Origin of the sequence: Cytobacillus firmus NBRC 15306 (assembly GCF_001591465.1) — a bacterium.
Lineage (GTDB): Bacteria > Bacillota > Bacilli > Bacillales > Cytobacillaceae > Cytobacillus > Cytobacillus firmus.
Genome location: NZ_BCUY01000009.1, coordinates 73,651 through 88,793, shown reverse-complemented (window position 1 = coordinate 88,793; position 15,143 = coordinate 73,651). Strand labels below are relative to the sequence as shown.

The 15,143-nt window shown below is 39.7% G+C and carries 16 protein-coding genes, 1 tRNA gene and 1 pseudogene; 10 read left to right on the top strand and 8 right to left on the bottom strand.

Annotated elements, in window-relative coordinates; translation table 11 throughout:
* Positions 1-823 (bottom strand): phospholipase D-like domain-containing protein (locus tag BFI01S_RS04740; RefSeq protein ID WP_174521681.1); only part of this gene is annotated, 823 nt, incomplete at its 3' end.
* 843 nt (positions 824-1,666) lie between these two features.
* Between BFI01S_RS04740 and BFI01S_RS04735 the strand changes: the two genes are divergently transcribed.
* A complete protein-coding gene (locus BFI01S_RS04735) occupies positions 1,667-1,984 on the top strand; it encodes a tyrosine-type recombinase/integrase (protein ID WP_326218379.1) in 318 nt (105 codons plus the stop codon).
* Between the two features lie 98 nt (positions 1,985-2,082).
* Here BFI01S_RS04735 and BFI01S_RS04730 read toward each other — a convergent pair.
* Positions 2,083-2,155: transfer RNA gene (locus tag BFI01S_RS04730), tRNA-Val, on the bottom strand.
* 247 nt (positions 2,156-2,402) lie between these two features.
* Between BFI01S_RS04730 and BFI01S_RS04725 the strand changes: the two genes are divergently transcribed.
* From BFI01S_RS04725 to BFI01S_RS04710, 4 genes are all read left to right on the top strand, one after another.
* Positions 2,403-3,167, top strand: coding sequence for a SurA N-terminal domain-containing protein (locus BFI01S_RS04725; protein WP_061791576.1), 765 nt, complete (start codon positions 2,403-2,405; stop codon positions 3,165-3,167).
* 140 nt (positions 3,168-3,307) lie between these two features.
* Positions 3,308-3,922: a YczE/YyaS/YitT family protein gene (locus tag BFI01S_RS04720; protein ID WP_061791575.1), complete on the top strand. Its 615-nt coding sequence runs from the start codon at positions 3,308-3,310 to the stop codon at positions 3,920-3,922.
* A gap of 109 nt (positions 3,923-4,031) precedes the next feature.
* On the top strand, positions 4,032-4,250 hold the full coding sequence (locus tag BFI01S_RS04715; protein WP_061791574.1) for a hypothetical protein: 219 nt from the start codon (positions 4,032-4,034) through the stop codon (positions 4,248-4,250).
* Between the two features lie 157 nt (positions 4,251-4,407).
* On the top strand, positions 4,408-4,992 hold the full coding sequence (locus BFI01S_RS04710; RefSeq protein WP_061791573.1) for a hypothetical protein: 585 nt from the start codon (positions 4,408-4,410) through the stop codon (positions 4,990-4,992).
* Positions 4,993-5,101: 109 nt separating this feature from the next.
* Here the strand turns inward: BFI01S_RS04710 and BFI01S_RS04705 are convergent, their stop codons facing one another.
* The 3 genes from BFI01S_RS04705 to BFI01S_RS04695 all read right to left on the bottom strand — a co-directional run bounded on the left by BFI01S_RS04705 (position 5,102) and on the right by BFI01S_RS04695 (position 8,709).
* Positions 5,102-7,060: a TRAP transporter permease gene (locus tag BFI01S_RS04705; protein ID WP_061791572.1), complete on the bottom strand. Its 1,959-nt coding sequence runs from the start codon at positions 7,058-7,060 to the stop codon at positions 5,102-5,104.
* Positions 7,050-7,580 (bottom strand): DUF1850 domain-containing protein, encoded by a 531-nt coding sequence (locus tag BFI01S_RS04700; RefSeq protein WP_061791571.1) that lies wholly within the window; start codon positions 7,578-7,580, stop codon positions 7,050-7,052. Before BFI01S_RS04700 ends, BFI01S_RS04705 begins: the two co-directional genes overlap by 11 nt.
* Positions 7,581-7,716: 136 nt before the next feature.
* Complete coding sequence (locus BFI01S_RS04695; protein ID WP_061791570.1) at positions 7,717-8,709, bottom strand: TAXI family TRAP transporter solute-binding subunit; 993 nt, start codon at positions 8,707-8,709, stop codon at positions 7,717-7,719.
* Positions 8,710-8,937: 228 nt separating this feature from the next.
* Here BFI01S_RS04695 and BFI01S_RS04690 point away from each other — a divergent pair, with 228 nt between their 5' ends.
* The 4 genes from BFI01S_RS04690 to BFI01S_RS04675 all read left to right on the top strand — a co-directional run bounded on the left by BFI01S_RS04690 (position 8,938) and on the right by BFI01S_RS04675 (position 11,619).
* Positions 8,938-9,660 carry an alpha/beta hydrolase gene (locus tag BFI01S_RS04690; protein WP_061791569.1) on the top strand — a complete coding sequence of 241 codons (723 nt, stop codon included), beginning with the start codon at positions 8,938-8,940 and terminating at the stop codon, positions 9,658-9,660.
* Positions 9,661-9,848: 188 nt separating this feature from the next.
* Entirely contained in the window at positions 9,849-10,367 is a 519-nt protein-coding gene (locus BFI01S_RS04685; protein ID WP_061791568.1) for a YjcG family protein, read from the top strand.
* Positions 10,368-10,371: 4 nt separating this feature from the next.
* A complete protein-coding gene (locus BFI01S_RS04680; RefSeq protein ID WP_061791567.1) occupies positions 10,372-10,794 on the top strand; it encodes a GNAT family N-acetyltransferase in 423 nt (140 codons plus the stop codon).
* A 150-nt stretch (positions 10,795-10,944) separates the two neighbouring features.
* On the top strand, positions 10,945-11,619 hold the full coding sequence (locus BFI01S_RS04675; RefSeq protein WP_061791566.1) for a DUF421 domain-containing protein: 675 nt from the start codon (positions 10,945-10,947) through the stop codon (positions 11,617-11,619).
* A 47-nt stretch (positions 11,620-11,666) separates the two neighbouring features.
* Here the strand turns inward: BFI01S_RS04675 and BFI01S_RS04670 are convergent, their stop codons facing one another.
* Positions 11,667-11,951, bottom strand: a complete 285-nt coding sequence (locus BFI01S_RS04670) for a hypothetical protein (protein ID WP_061791565.1) — start codon at positions 11,949-11,951, stop codon at positions 11,667-11,669.
* A 196-nt stretch (positions 11,952-12,147) separates the two neighbouring features.
* On the opposite strand from BFI01S_RS04670, the pseudogene BFI01S_RS04665 reads away from it, so the two are divergent.
* A pseudogene (locus BFI01S_RS04665) lies at positions 12,148-14,467 on the top strand (UvrD-helicase domain-containing protein).
* A 37-nt stretch (positions 14,468-14,504) separates the two neighbouring features.
* Here the strand turns inward: BFI01S_RS04665 and spoVIF are convergent.
* Positions 14,505-14,759 (bottom strand): sporulation-specific transcription regulator SpoVIF, encoded by a 255-nt coding sequence (spoVIF, locus tag BFI01S_RS04660; RefSeq protein WP_061791564.1) that lies wholly within the window; start codon positions 14,757-14,759, stop codon positions 14,505-14,507.
* Between the two features lie 144 nt (positions 14,760-14,903).
* A complete protein-coding gene (locus tag BFI01S_RS22275) occupies positions 14,904-15,017 on the bottom strand; it encodes a YjcZ family sporulation protein (protein ID WP_019381501.1) in 114 nt (37 codons plus the stop codon).
* Between the last annotated feature and the right edge of the window lie 126 nt (positions 15,018-15,143).

Here is a 15,143-nt window from a genome sequence, read left to right as displayed (position 1 = left end):
TCTCTGATTTTGTTTTCAAATTTATTTTTGATTTTATCCGTTCCGGCACAGCGATTTCCCAATGAACATCAAAGACAGTCTGCAAATCGGCTGATGCTTCTCCTATGACTTGCAAATGAGTATCCCGCCAGAAGCCAACGTCAGGATTCAATCCTGTATATTCATATCCTATGTTAATGCCACCATTAAAAGCTATCTTCCCGTCGATTATGGCCATCTTACAATGATCCCGATAATTCCAATTGGACAAAATCCAAGGAAATCGCAAAGGAAATATTGTCCTGCATTCTATCCCTGCTTCAACCATCTGCCGGATTTTTTTACGCGGGAAATTATAACTCCCCAAGCCATCTCTCATAAAACGAACCCGTACTCCATTTACTGCTTTTTCGATTAGCAGTTCTGTGATGCGACTACCAATTTGGTCATTCCTATATATGAAATATTCCAGATCAATCGTTTTTTGGGCTTTTAGCAGGGATTCAATAAGTTGTTCATATTTTGCTATTCCATTGTCAAATACTTGGACTTGGCCCGTTCGAAGCCCATTCACAGTGAAGTGCCGTAAAGCATCGGCGATTACCGATGCTGAATCACCAAATGTATCAGGTAATTTATTAGATTCACTTTTAGAAGAGGTCAATCTTTTCCGATGAATAAACTTAGGATTTGATATGCTAAGATAAAGCAAGAAACCAATGATAGGTAAAAGAAGGACGATTATTATCCAATTCAAAGCCTTGGCAGGCCTACGTACATCCCGAATTGCTATGATTAAGATAAAAAACGTATTTATCAAGTATAGATAAAAAATCCATTCCAACTAAAAGTCCTCCCTTGTTTTTCTCTTAACATCTACAAAAAGTGTTGAGATTATACTTTTAGAATAGGAATGAAAAGTTTAGATATATGGCTTGCGCCTCTTATGCAGTTCTTTTTTCGCCATAATTACATATTTTTCATCCAACTGGGAACTTTAAATTTAAACGAGCAGAACCAACCTTCCAAAGACCGAATAAAAGTGCTCCAGGTCCATGCACGCAATTTTTTTCCTGCATTTTAGGACAGAGTACGTGCCTATCTCCATTCTTCTTTATGACCTTAAAAATTTCAGTCCTACTCACAAATTATTGTAGGTGACTTAAATGCTAAGTTGGATTTACGAAAATGTCATCAATACCGTATATTTTATCTTGGCAATCATATTTAGCTTTCCTGTGATATTTTTCATTGCATGGATTGTGGTTTATAGTTCTGCAAGGAAAAATAACGGATGACTTTAATAGCTGAATCAATCTTATGTTTCATTCCAACCTCGGTCATGCAACCATCTATCAATCTTACCTACAAAGAGATCTAGTCCATCAAATTAAATAACTTCCCAGAGTTCATAAACAATTATAAAGAACTCGGTGAAGAAAAAACGCCTACTTGGTACTTTAGAATCACGTGGGGAATTATTAGGGCTGGAATGGTCTCATATTTACTTGGAGAAAGGTATTGTTCAAATCAAACAGATTATAACACGCAGTTCAGGCGGAAGACCGATTTTAAAAGGTCCAAGTCAAGGAATTCAATACGGGTTATTTCTTTACCGCCTATGATGGTCGAGGAGCTAAAAAAATACCATATACACTCGAAAAAAGAAAAAATGCGGATGAGAGATATGTGGATTGAGCATGAGCATGAATTTGTTTTTTGCAATGAAAACGGAAAACACTATTACCCCACCACCCCTACTACCTGGTGGAAACGATTTGCCGAACGGTCAGGAGTCCGATTTATCAGGTTACATGATCTGAGACAAACTTCAGCAACCCTATTAATAAATAAGGGTGTTCACGCAAAAATCATTTCAGAGAGACTGGGTCATTCTAATATCCGTATAACCATGGATACATATGGACATGCTTTACAAACTGCAGATCAGGAAGCAGCTAACAAATTAGACTCACTTTTTACACGGCAAAAAAATAGCATTTAAAAATTTCGTCAACAATTCGTCAACAATTGGTGTCTACTCAATATTTTTAAGAATACAGAAAAAACCTAGAACCTTTGAGGCTCTAGGCTTTTAACCGATGATTCCGACTGGGTTCGAACCAGCGACCTCTACCCTGTCAAGGTAGCGCTCTCCCAGCTGAGCTACGGAATCGTTATAACATTTCCCCTGTGTTGGGGACAATATAAATTATACTTCTTTCTCACATAAAAGTCAACACCTATATTTCATCCATAATCTATAAGGTTAGCAGCTTTGAAACTAGATTACATTCCCATTACAAATTCTGCATTTATGCCTTAAAGGTATCTTTTTAAGAATTTTTACTTTATAATGCCCTCTATATGATTCTTTTGTTAGCTGAATCAAACCATACAGGGTTACGGAAGGAGAAAATTTAATGAAAAAACTAATGTATCCCTTTTTACTAGTATTAATATCTGCTGTTTTAGCTGCTTGTGGAGCTGATGATGAAAGCAAGAGTGCAGATAAGAAAGAAGAACCGAAAACAGCGGAAACTGATCAGCAGGACCAGCAGAAGCAAATGGAAGAAATGCAAAAGAAAATGGACAAACAAAAGCTTGATGAAGAAAAGACTGTTGCAATTGTGAATGACCAGGAAATTCTTGGACGCGAGTATAACAGTGTGCTTACTTCATCACAAATGATATATCAGCAAATGGGACAAGACCCTACTACCAAGGATGCTGCAGAGAAAATTAAGAAACAGACACTTGACAGTCTAGTGGGCCAGACACTTCTTCTCCAGGAGGCTGATAATAAAGGCTATAAAGCTTCGGATGATGAAGTCAAAAAGCAGCTCGAAGAAACAAAAGGACAATTCAAGGATGATAAGGAATTCGAAACAGCAATGAAACAGGCTGGCCTTAATCCCGATTCATTAGAGACGGAAATTGCCAACAATATTAAATATACGAAATACATCGATGGCGAGATTAAACCAGGGGAAGTTACAGATGCTGAAATTCAGAAATTCTATGATGAATATGCCAGCCAGGGTGGTGCTGAAGGACAGGAGCCGCCTAAATTGGAGGAAGTAAAGCCTCAGATCAAGCAGAAGCTCGAACAGCAAAAACAGCAGGAAATGCTCGTTAAGCATGTTGAAGAATTGAAGAAAAATGCAAAAATTGATATTAAGGTATAAGTATCATTGAACAGCTCCCAATATCGGGAGTTGTTTTTCTATGTTTAAAAAATTGTTTAATCTTAATGGCACTTAATGGATGTATTCTTCCCCTTGAGTAATTATTTTAATGCTGTAATATGTATTGGGGAGGATACAACATGATCAAACACACAACATTCATTCAAATAATTGCAGGTTACTTTATTCTCACTCTCGGTGTTTCATTAATCATCTTATCCAATCTTGGTGCAGGTGCCTGGGACACTATTTATGTTGGGCTTTCCAATCAGTTCGGTCTCACCATTGGAACATGGTCATTCCTGGTCACGGCATCCCTTATATTTTTCAATGCCCTGCTCAACTGGGAAAAACCGCAGTTTAAATCTTTCATTGGGACCATATTAGCGAGTCTGGGGATCGATTTTTGGATGGAGCTTGTTTTTAGCGGCTTCACCGTTGCACACTTTCCCTATCAGATACTTGCCTTCTTTACTGGTATTATACTTCTGGGCTTCGGAGTATCTATCTACATCCGTCCGCAGCTATTCAGCGGTCCTATTGATGGTTTAATGATCGCAACTTCCAAAAGGTTCAATATCAGTATAAAGTCCGCTCGTATCCTTAATGAATTTTTAGCATTGGCCATTGGCCTTCTCATAGGCGGCCCTGTCGGATTGGGCACATTATTCGCAGCCATCTTTTTAGGTTATGCCATACAATATGGGACTGCCCTTCTAAATCACTTAAAAGATAAGGGATTAAAAATTATTTAAAAGACTTCATTTGTGAAGTCTTTTTTTATGCGAACAAATTTTCGTATTTTACTTGATTAAGAACGCACGTTCGTTTATAATGTAAATAAAAGTAAGGAGGGATTTCTCTATGAAAGGAATTCTTTATCGAGCTATGGAAGAGAGAAAGCCTGTGGAAATCATTTATCTCTCCAAACGCAATTCATTTACACAAAGAAAAATATTAATCAAAGAACTTCGAGGCAGCACGATTTTAGCCTATTGTTTATATAGAAAACAAATGCGTATCTTTAACTTGAACCATATTATGTCCATTTTACCCGAAAATAAGGCTCGCCGGATCAGCTAAAGGACCAGTTTACTGCATTCATCAAGGCTGTATTTCACAGAAGAAGTACGGCTTTTTATTATGCCTCCTACCCGATTATCCTGATCCCTTTGGGGTATATATTCTTTAACTGGAATCAGACCCTAAAATTCCACATGATTAAGAAAGGAAGGATTTTATGAGAGCTAACTCATTATTTACTGCATTGTTTGCAGGCAGCCTTTTACTGGCAGGCTGTAATCAGACTGAAGAGCAAATTGTAGAGGAAGAAGACAAAAATAACCCTTCTACGGAAGAACAGCGGGCAGAAACGGAGGAAGCACCGGAAGAAAACAAAAGAATAACTGAACAAGTAGGCTTAGGAGACACTCGAGACCTTTTCACAGAGGCTTATGGTGAAAATAAAAACAACGAGGAGATAGCCCGCTTTAATGGAGACAGTATGCTGGTAGAGTTTCAAACTCATCGCGCAGTTAATGTTGAGCTGCAATTTGAGGATATGGAAAAAAAGATGAGTAATGAAGAGGCTCTTGCATTTATCGAAAAAAGGATTCCGAAAGATGCTGAGGAAGTTAACAGAGTTAAAGATGATAATAACCAGCGTGAAATCATTGAGTATAAAAGCAAACTATTAAAAGAAACCCTCAGTGAAGAAGTATATGAAGGCGATGAACCCGGTACATTCACTGTTCTATTAACCAGTAGCGAAGAAGATTACGTCAGTGCCACGATTTCTATCGGCCATAGCGACCAAGGTGCCTGACAGACCCAGCAGGAGAAGCAAAAAGGAAGGATCTCAAATGAGCATCCTTCCTTTTATTCTATAAATTTATTTTTCGTATTTGGGACCTGCCTGGCTTTTTTTTATTAAGTTAAGCTGTTTGCGGCTTGGCCTGATCGTCTTTTTTTATGAAAACCTGCAATGCAATCAACAGGATAAAGATCCCTAATCCTACAATATCTGTAATCCCTTCAGGGTAAATAAGCAATAGGCCCCCTGCAATTCCAAGCAGTCTTTCAAAAATATTCAACTTACGCAGCCAGTAGCCAATTACGCCCGCGCCAATAGCCATCATACCTGCCAAAGCGGTGAATACTACCCAGATTAAGTAATACCAGGTTGTATCAATCATCAATAACTCCGGTGAAAGGACAAACATGTATGGAATAATAAAAGCCCCGATGGCAAGCTTTGATGCTGTTACTCCTGTCTTTATCGGATCTCCGCCGGATACACCAGCAGCCGCAAATGCTGCAAGAGCAACTGGAGGTGTGACATCTGCCACAATACCGAAGTAGAACACAAATAAGTGAGCAGATAAATCAGGTACGCCCAGAAGGATGATTGCTGGGGCAGCTATAGTTGATGTAATAACATAGTTTGCAGTTGTTGGTGATCCCATTCCAAGGATAATCGCTGCAACCATTGTCAGCATCAAAGTCGGGATCAACAGTCCGCCTGAAAGATCAAGGAGGCCATTCGCCATCTTTAATCCAAGACCTGTCTTTACAACTACCCCAACAATAATACCTGCCGCAGCAGTTGCTGCAGCAACGCCCAAAGCCGTGCGTGCACCATCAACTAAAGCATCGATAGCATCTCTGAATCCAATGCGCGTTTCCTTGCTAATCATACTTACTGCAACCGTAATTACAATTGACCAAAGAGCTGCACGTATTACACTCATTCCGCTCATTAGCAGGATGATAACTGCCAAAATCGGCAGCAGCAGATAAATCTTTTTCATTACTTCCTTGCGGTTAGGCATCTCTTCATCTTTTAAACCCCTAAGGCCAACACGTTTCGCTTCAAAGTGAGTCATGATCCAGACTCCTGCAAAATATAGAAGCGCCGGAATTGCAGCTGCCTTTGCAATATCCCAGTAAGTAATGCCGCCGCCAATAAACTCAACCATCAAGAATGCAGCAGCACCCATGATTGGAGGCATAATCTGGCCGCCGGTAGATGCAGTCGCTTCAACTGCTCCAGCAAATTCTTTCTTGTAGCCAAGCTTTTTCATCATAGGGATGGTAAAAGAGCCTGAAGTTACTACGTTAGCTACAGAACTTCCGCTGATTGTTCCCTGTAAAGCACTTGAGAAAATAGCAACCTTCGCCGGTCCGCCAGTTCTCTTTCCCGCGATGGACACAGCCAAGTCATTAAAATATTGTCCTACCCCCGTTTTTACAAGAAATGAACCAAATAACAGGAATAGGAATATAAAGGTGGCAGACACGCCTAAAGGAGTACCAAGGATCCCCTCTGTAGTAAAGAACATGGTCTGCACCAATCTTTCTAAATCTAAACCGCGGTGCGCCAAAAATGCCGGCATATATGGCCCGAAAATAGCATAGGCAAGAAAAATGACAGCAATAATGGTTATTGGAAGTCCTACCGCTCGCCTTGTCGCTTCCAGAACCAGAAGAACTGCAATTAGTCCTACATAAAAATCTATCTCGGTCAGACGGCCGGCTCTCATGACAATTTCATCAATAAAAAGCGGCCAATAAGCACCTACAGCAATACCCAGTATAGCTAAAATGATATCGTACCAGGCAACTTTATGCTTTCGTCCTCTGTCTTTCTTCCTTGCAGGGAATAATAGAAATATTAGGGCTAATGCAAAGCCTAAATGAATCGAACGCTGCAGCTGGGCTGTAAGCATACCGAAAACCCCTGTATATAAATGGAACAGTGAAAATGCTAAAAGCCCGAAAAAGACAATCCAGCCTAATACTCCTCCTAATTTCCTTGTACCAGCCTCTGGATCATATTTTTCCAGCAATTTCTGCTGTTCCTCAAGAGATAACGTTTCCCCTTTATTTTCCAAGGATATTCACTCCTTTCAACACCTCGATTAAGTTTATTTTTTTTGCCTTTATCCTTACCCATGTGCCAGGCTCGATATAATCTGAAAGGACATATTTTTCGCCTTTCAGGATCAATCTGTGATTCGCTCTCACCTTACCCAGCCTTAAGTCAAATGAAGGAAAAACCCTTTTCATATTCTTAATATAATATTTGCCGTCCTTTTGTTCAAATGTTTCTCCATTTGAAGCATTCTCAGGCATGCCGATGGCAAAGTCCTCATACATGAGTTCGAACAATTTAATATTGCCATCCCCGGTTATAGTATAGCTTTCTACAACGTCAGTAAGGTGGATGGAGTGCGTATACTGCAATTTAAAAGTTTTGTCCTCTTTAATCGGGAAATAAGCAATCACTTTTCCTTTGTTTTGATACTCAAAAACAACTGTCTGCTTAATGGGTATGAAGAACATGATTGCGATGGTTATGATAACGAGGAGTGCCAGGACCGCTTTTTTATTCCCTGGCTTATAAAAGTTCATGGGACCTCCACCTAAAAAATATTGTCAGCTTTTACAATTGATTGCCATTTCATTTTAAAATTAATTGACCGGCGCAATAACCTTATCAGGTTTTACAGCCGGCCAAATTTCATCATTGGATTATGTTATTGAAAGATTATTCAGCTTTAAAGCCTTTTTCGTCAAAGTATTTTTTTGCACCAGGGTGCAGTTCAATGCCAGTACCTTTGACAGCATTTTCAGCTTTAATCATTTTTCCTTTGGCATGCGTTACTTTGTCAAGGTTCTCGAAGATTGCTTTCGTAACATCGTAAACTACATCTTCTGAAAGGTCATTTGAAACAACAAGCATTGCCTGTACCGCTACTGTTGGTACAGCTTCTGCGAGCTTATATGTTCCAGATGGCACTTCATCCTGTACATAGTAAGGATATTTTTCAATTAATGAATCAATTTTATCCTGTTCAATTGGTACAATGACAACATCTTCAGTTGCGGAAAGTCCTTCAACAGCACCTGTAGGAGTTCCTGCTGTAACGAATGCTGCATCAATCGTGCCATCCTGAATACCGGCGGTAGACTCATCAAAAGATAAATCCTGCTTTTCAATGTCATCCAATTTGATTCCATGAACTTCAAGAATCTGTTCTGCATTCGCAGCAGTTCCTGAACCAGGAGCTCCGATTGAAACTTTTTTGCCTTTTAAGTCTTCAACAGATTTAATGCCGGAATTTGCAGTAGTAACGATCTGGATCGTTTCCGGATAAAGTGTGCCGATTGCACTCACATTATCCACAGCTGCACCTTCAAACATTAATTTTCCTTCTTGTGCATATGAAGCAATATCTGTTTGAGAGAAAGCAATTTCTGCATTGCCGTCTTTCAGCGTGTTCATGTTCTCTGCAGATGCACCTGAAACTTCAGCATTCGTATCAATGCCTGTAGCATCAGAAATAATCTCTGCAAACGATCCGCCAAGCGGATAGTATGTACCGCCTGTTCCACCAGTCACGATGCTCATGAATTTAGGCTTGTCTGCGCCGCCTTCTCCATCGCCGCCGCCTTCATCTTTTCCGCCGCCGCAGGCTGCAAGAACCATGGAAAGCGCTAACAGCAGAGCTGTGGCCAGGAATATACTTCTCTTTTTCATCCTATTTCCCCCTTTTAAAGATTAGATTTTATCAATTATATACTAACATAAACCTTATTAGAATTGTCAAATGATTCCTAGCTGCATTAAGATACGGAAATTTACTTACTCCAATAAATTGCATCCCGTTCTATGAATGAGAATGCAAGTAAAAAGCAATTCCTATATATATATGATAAAATCATCATGTAAACTCTTACATAAAGACTAAACGGAGGAACAGACATTATGGATTACCCTAGAGGATCAATACAGGATATCAGGATTCAAAGCAAAGAACTGGGTGAAGAAGTTGAACTGCTCATTTATTTGCCCGCTTCCTTTTCACCTTTATATAAATACACTGTTGTTATAGCCCAGGATGGGAAAGATTACTTCCAGCTGGGTAGAGCCGGGCGCATCGCAGATGAATTATTAGATGGAAAAGAAATCGAGAACATCATTATTGTTGGTGTCCCTTATAAAAACGTCAAGGACAGATGGAAGAAATATCATCCGGACGGTGAACAGCATAATGCATATATCCGTTTTCTTGCACATGAACTGGTTCCATACCTTGACCGTGAATTCCCTACTTATCAAATGGGAATGGGACGAGCACTTATGGGAGATTCCCTTGCTGCAACTGTTTCCTTAATGGCGGCGCTTCAATACCCCAATACTTTCGGGAGGTTAATACTTCAATCACCTTATGTTGATAACTCCGTTACAGAAGCAGTAGAGGAATTTATGCAGCCTCACCTTCTTAATATTTATCATGTTATCGGGAAAGGCGAGACATCTGTTAAAACCACAGGAGGCGACGAGAAAGATTTTCTAACTCCAAACCGGGATCTATCCAATTTGTTTAAGGAAAAGCAATTTCCTTACTTCTATGATGAATTCGATGGAGATCATACATGGAAATACTGGCAGCCAGATTTAAAAAGGGCACTAAAGTTAATGTTTTAACTTGGAAATTGAGTGAATAGAACTACTCTTCAGCTATAAAAAGATTTAAGCTCACTGCTTTTTATTATGAAAAAAGGTATAATTATATAATGAATTTAGAAAATTTGCTATAATGGTTCAACAAAGTATTTTTCATTTAAGTTAACCTGCAAATTATAAAAATTATTAATAAACATGGAGGTTGTTGTATGGAGACTAATTACGGCATCGTTATTTTCCCGTCAAAAAAGCTGCAGGATTTAGCCAATTCTTATAGAAAGCGGTATGACCCGCATTATGCTCTAATTTCTCCTCATATAACTTTAAGATCGCTCTTTAAAGCATCTGAAGAAGAAATAAAGAGGCTGACAGAAACACTTTATGAAATAGCTAAGAAACACGAACCATTTCAAATAAATGCATCAAAAATCAGCTCTTTCCAGCCTGTCAACAATGTGATTTATTTCAAAATTGAGCCTTCAGCACAGCTCGAAGAGTTACATGTTGAACTGAATGATCATATTAGCGGAGAAACACCCGAGTATAATTTTGTCCCACATATTACCATCGGGCAAAAACTCTCCAATGACGAACATTCCGATGTCTATGGGAGCTTAAGAATGCAGCCCGTGAACCATGAAGAGGTTGTCGACCGTTTTCATCTTCTGTATCAGCTGGAAAATGGTTCATGGACCGTATATGAAACATTCAGGCTAGGAAAGGAATAGTGAAATGGAAGTAAAAGTTGTAACATCTGAGCAAGAATTGCAAGATGCATTCTCTGTAAGGAAACAAGTTTTTGTCAGCGAGCAAAATGTCCCTGAAGAAGAGGAAATCGATCAGTTCGAAGACGAAGCAGTTCATTTTGTCCTATATAATAATGGCATGCCAGCAGGTGCCGGAAGGTTTCGCACCGTTGACGGCAATGGCAAAGTGGAAAGAATTTGCGTATTGAAGGAGCACCGCAAGAGCGGTTCCGGAAAAGCAATAATGGATAAAATTGAGGAATATGCTATGAAACAAGGATTGCCTGCCTTAAAATTAAATGCCCAGACTCAAGCCATTCCTTTTTATGAAAAGCTGGGCTATCAGGTAATCTCAGAAGAATTTTTGGATGCCGGAATTCCGCACCGTACAATGAAGAAAACGATATAGCGGACAAGCTCCTGCCATGATGGCAGGAGCTTTTTTTAGATGCCTATCTCAGACAAAACACGTTAGAAGCTGGGTTGAAACTTATTAGCAATATTTTGGGGGCTTTCTGCAAACACTATTCAGGATACAGCATTCTAAGGAGTGGTTTGAATGAAATATTTACATATCCTCAGTGTACTTGTGATAGGGTATATTTTCTTATTTATTATGGCGAAACTACTGGGCAAAACACAGATCACACAGATTACTCCTTTTGATTTCATCTCGGCCATCGTGTTAGGCGAGCTGGTGGGAAATGCCCTATATGATCAGGAGACTGGAATCCCCGAAATATTCTTTGCTGTTGCAGTATGGGGGATTCTCATTTACACAACAGAAATCCTTACTCAGAAATTTAAACGTGCACGCAAGCTTCTTGAAGGTGAGCCCTCCATAGTTATAAAAAAAGGGAAAATTATTTTTGAAGAACTGAAGAAAAATCACCTCGATCTCAATCAGCTGCAGCACCTCCTCCGATCAAAGGATGTTTTTTCAATCAGGGAATGTGAATATGCCATTCTGGAAACAGATGGAACGGTCAGCGCATTTAAAAAACCGCTATACGCGACACCAACCATTCAGGATTTGAATCTCCCAATTTATAATGCAGAACTGCCTGTAACATTAATTTTAGACGGAGAGGTGGTTTGGGATAATCTTAAAAGCATTAATTGGGACGAAACAATACTAAAGAATGAAATAAAAAAATACGGAGCGAGCGGTGTCAAGGATGTTCTGTACGCTGAATGGAAAAAAGGAGAGGCATTGCACGTGCAAACGTACTAAGCCTCTCCTTTTTTTTGGTTTTAGGCAGCTAGATCCTGATTCCTTTCTTATATGCATTCACTAATAAAGCGCCCTTTTCCTGTCAGCTCTCGATATGTTTCTTCTGCTTTTTTTCTAGTTGTCCGTGTTTGGCTTTCTGCCCGTTCTTGAGTATTTGATTTAGTTGACCTTCCTTGAATATCAAGGGGAAGTTCATGACGGAAAGCTTTTTCATTGGATTGTGCTGATATCCTGGCAACTGGCACGAACCGGAAAGGATCATACTTTGTGCCAATCTCTCTTTCTGCATACTGATTATATTGATATGAAGTTACAGGCAGAATGTAGCCCATGAATAATCCCCTTTCGACTATGTATTTATCTAATTATTAAGAGAATACGTAACTGTATTTAATTTTATGTACCCGTTTCCATGAAATTTTAAACAGAAAAGCACTTTAGAATCCATTACCGGTTTGTTATGATTAAATTTGTCTTGTTGATAAAAGATTGTTAAACTTGGCAATTTATATATAATGGGGTATTTTCATGAAAACAGCAAAGTTACATAATAAAACTGTGAATCTGGAACAGCTGAACAGAGAAAGTTTTCAGCATATTTATGAAGAAGGCAAAAAAGGAAAGCTGTGCTGCCCTGAATGCGGAGCTTCTGTCCGTTTGTATTTGGGAATTCTGGATGAACCTTATTTTTATCATATTCAGCAAATCAGCAGAACGTGCAAAGATCTAATTTTCAACACCGAATCAGGCCAGACTGAGACTGAAGAATATATAGAAAGAAATGGATTTAAAATTCCTGTTTCAAGGTCAATTGCTTCAGCTGCAGTAAAAGAGATCGAATCTGCCTTTAAAAAAGCTCAGCCGGTAAAAAATATCCCCCCCTATATCCAAGAAGGCACTGCCAGTCCCAGTTTCCCTGATGAATACCTAAAGTCTCTTTCACAAGCAGGTGTCTTCTTGGATAAACAGCAGGCAGCGGCAGTGTCTCATCTAGATGGGCCACTGCTCGTTCTGGCCGGTGCAGGCAGCGGCAAAACCCGTGTTTTAACAACACGGACTGCTTTTATGCTTCGCGAGAAAAATATCGACCCTAAATCAATAATGCTCGTTACATTTACAGCTAAGGCTGCGGCTGAAATGAAGGAGCGCCTTACCCAATACCCCGGAATGGATGCCCGAAAGGTCAGGCAAATCGTTTCAGGCACATTTCACAGCTTATTTTATCGAATCCTTTCTTTCCACAATCCGGAAAAATGGGCCTCAGGCAAGCTCCTTAATAAAGAATGGCAGCGGGAACAGATTATTAAAGAATCCAGCAAAGACTTTAAGCTCGATGAAAAAGAAATTGCCTTTGACATTGCCCTCCAGCAGATCAGCTATTGGAAAAATTCTCTTATCATACCTGGCAAGGTTAACCCAAAGAATGATTGGGAGGAACAAACCGCGATTCTTTATCAAAGGTATGAACAAACAAAAACAAAAAGGGAATTATTTGATTTTGATGATATGCTCACAGGCTGCCATGCCCTTTTTCTAGAAGAACCTGAGATTCTTGATCAATATCAAAATCGCTTTCATTATTTCCTGATTGATGAGTTCCAGGATATTAATAATGTTCAATATGAGCTAATGAAAATGCTGTCTGATAAAACCAAAAATGTCTGTGCAGTGGGAGACGACGATCAATCTATATATGCCTTCAGAGGAAGCGATCCCCAATATCTTTTGGATTTCGAGAAAGATTTCCATGGTGCTAAGGTAATAACCTTGAACCAGAATTACCGATCTGCTCATGAGATTGTATCAGCTGCAAACCAAATCATTTCTCTGAATAAGTATAGACGTCCCAAAAGCATGAGTGCTCAATTTTCCGGTAGACAGCACCCCTTCCTCTTTTTTCCTTATGATGAGGAAGAAGAAGCTACGATGATCCTGACTGATATTCAGGAAAAAATAGAAGAAGGGTATGAACCGCGGGATTTTGCAGTATTATTCCGTACCCATACCGGGAGCAGAGCCATTTTTGAGCGGCTGGCCAATTCCAGCCTTCCGTTTAAATTGGACCAGGATGCCGAATCATTTTATGATCGGTTTATTGTTCGAAGCATGCTTGCTTTTCTAAAGCTGGCGGTAAATGAGGATGACCAGAACGCTTTGAAAGATATGCTGCCGTCTCTGTTTGTTAAACAATCCGTCCTTCAGGATATTAAGGCAGAAAGCATCCTGCAGGATTGCTCATTGCTCGAAAGCCTGAAGTTAATAAAAACAGGCTTTGCTTTTCAGGAAAGCAAATTAAAAAAAGTGATCCCTGTTACCAGATCAATCACAGGGCTTAGTCCCATCACCGCAATTGAAACGGTTGAAAAAGAATTGGGATTCCAGGACTTTATAAAAAAAACGGGGCAATGAGGGCAATAAAATGGATAAAGGCTCTGATGATATAAAGGACTTGAAGGTCGCTGCGCGTAATTTCCAGTCTCTTAAAGAGTTTCTGGTGCATACTGAACATATGAGAGCCATGAACAAAGAAATCAAACGCCTCAGCAAGAATAATGAAAATGCCATTACATTAAGTACTATCCATCGTGCAAAAGGGCTTGAATATAATGCAGTATATGTGGCCTGTGCAGCAGAAGGAAACCTCCCGCATGATCATGCACTGGAAGCTTACCGTTCAGGTGAGCCTTCCCCATTAGAGGAAGAGCGAAGGTTAATGTATGTTGCCGTAACAAGGGCCAGGAAGGACTTGTATATATCTGTGCCGGAAAAAAGACGCGGACGGAAGGCATATCCGTCAAGGTTCCTTGCCCCCATTACAAGAAACGGCAGGAACAAAGGCGAAAAATAAACAGAAGACCTGGCTGCAGCCCGGCCAGGTCCTTCTGTTATTTTTTATTAATCATCTGGGAAATTGTATTAAAATCAAGCTGCTTTCCATCAGCAACAATCGATTTCACAATCTTATCTTCCATATCCTTGGAAACGGGTTTATTAGCAATTTGCGAAACTCTTTTGATTACATTTCGTACTGTTTTTTCATCTTTAAAATTTGCATTCTGCAATGAGCCGGCCAGTTCCAATACATCCTTCATATTTACGCCTGTTTTCTTTTCAAGGTTTTTAAAAAAGTTGTTATCCATCCTGCTCAATCACGCTCCTTCATTTACTCCTTTATATCTTATGAAGGTGGGCGAAAAACGTGAAATGTATTAAAAATTTATGTACTGATACGCAAAAAAGCCAACACAAAACCTGCTGCCGGTTCTGAGTCAGCCTTTGTGAATCTAATTGTAGAAACTTGCGCCGACGATAATGAGTAAAATGAATAGGACGACGATTAGTACAAACGTATTTCCATAGCCCCCGCCATATCCGCAGCCTCCATAGCCATAGCCCATGCCTCTCACCTCACTTGGATTTCTCCCTACACAATATGTGATAAATAAGCAGGGTGTATGGGCAAGCTCCCAAGACAGGCTTGGTTTATTCATTCAGATTGAAATAAGGAGCCTGTTTTATATAAC

Coding starts and splice junctions, on each gene's coding strand:
- BFI01S_RS04670 (WP_061791565.1), bottom strand. CDS start 11,951: ATGGGCTACATTCTGCCTGTAACTTCATATCAATATAATCAGTATGCA.
- BFI01S_RS04725 (WP_061791576.1), top strand. CDS start 2,403: ATGAAAAAACTAATGTATCCCTTTTTACTAGTATTAATATCTGCTGTT.
- BFI01S_RS22275 (WP_019381501.1), bottom strand. CDS start 15,017: ATGGGCTATGGCTATGGAGGCTGCGGATATGGCGGGGGCTATGGAAAT.
- BFI01S_RS04680 (WP_061791567.1), top strand. CDS start 10,372: ATGGAAGTAAAAGTTGTAACATCTGAGCAAGAATTGCAAGATGCATTC.
- BFI01S_RS04715 (WP_061791574.1), top strand. CDS start 4,032: ATGAAAGGAATTCTTTATCGAGCTATGGAAGAGAGAAAGCCTGTGGAA.
- BFI01S_RS04685 (WP_061791568.1), top strand. CDS start 9,849: ATGGAGACTAATTACGGCATCGTTATTTTCCCGTCAAAAAAGCTGCAG.
- BFI01S_RS04735 (WP_326218379.1), top strand. CDS start 1,667: ATGTGGATTGAGCATGAGCATGAATTTGTTTTTTGCAATGAAAACGGA.
- BFI01S_RS04710 (WP_061791573.1), top strand. CDS start 4,408: ATGAGAGCTAACTCATTATTTACTGCATTGTTTGCAGGCAGCCTTTTA.
- BFI01S_RS04675 (WP_061791566.1), top strand. CDS start 10,945: ATGAAATATTTACATATCCTCAGTGTACTTGTGATAGGGTATATTTTC.
- spoVIF (WP_061791564.1), bottom strand. CDS start 14,759: ATGGATAACAACTTTTTTAAAAACCTTGAAAAGAAAACAGGCGTAAAT.
- BFI01S_RS04690 (WP_061791569.1), top strand. CDS start 8,938: ATGGATTACCCTAGAGGATCAATACAGGATATCAGGATTCAAAGCAAA.
- BFI01S_RS04700 (WP_061791571.1), bottom strand. CDS start 7,580: ATGAACTTTTATAAGCCAGGGAATAAAAAAGCGGTCCTGGCACTCCTC.
- BFI01S_RS04720 (WP_061791575.1), top strand. CDS start 3,308: ATGATCAAACACACAACATTCATTCAAATAATTGCAGGTTACTTTATT.
- BFI01S_RS04695 (WP_061791570.1), bottom strand. CDS start 8,709: ATGAAAAAGAGAAGTATATTCCTGGCCACAGCTCTGCTGTTAGCGCTT.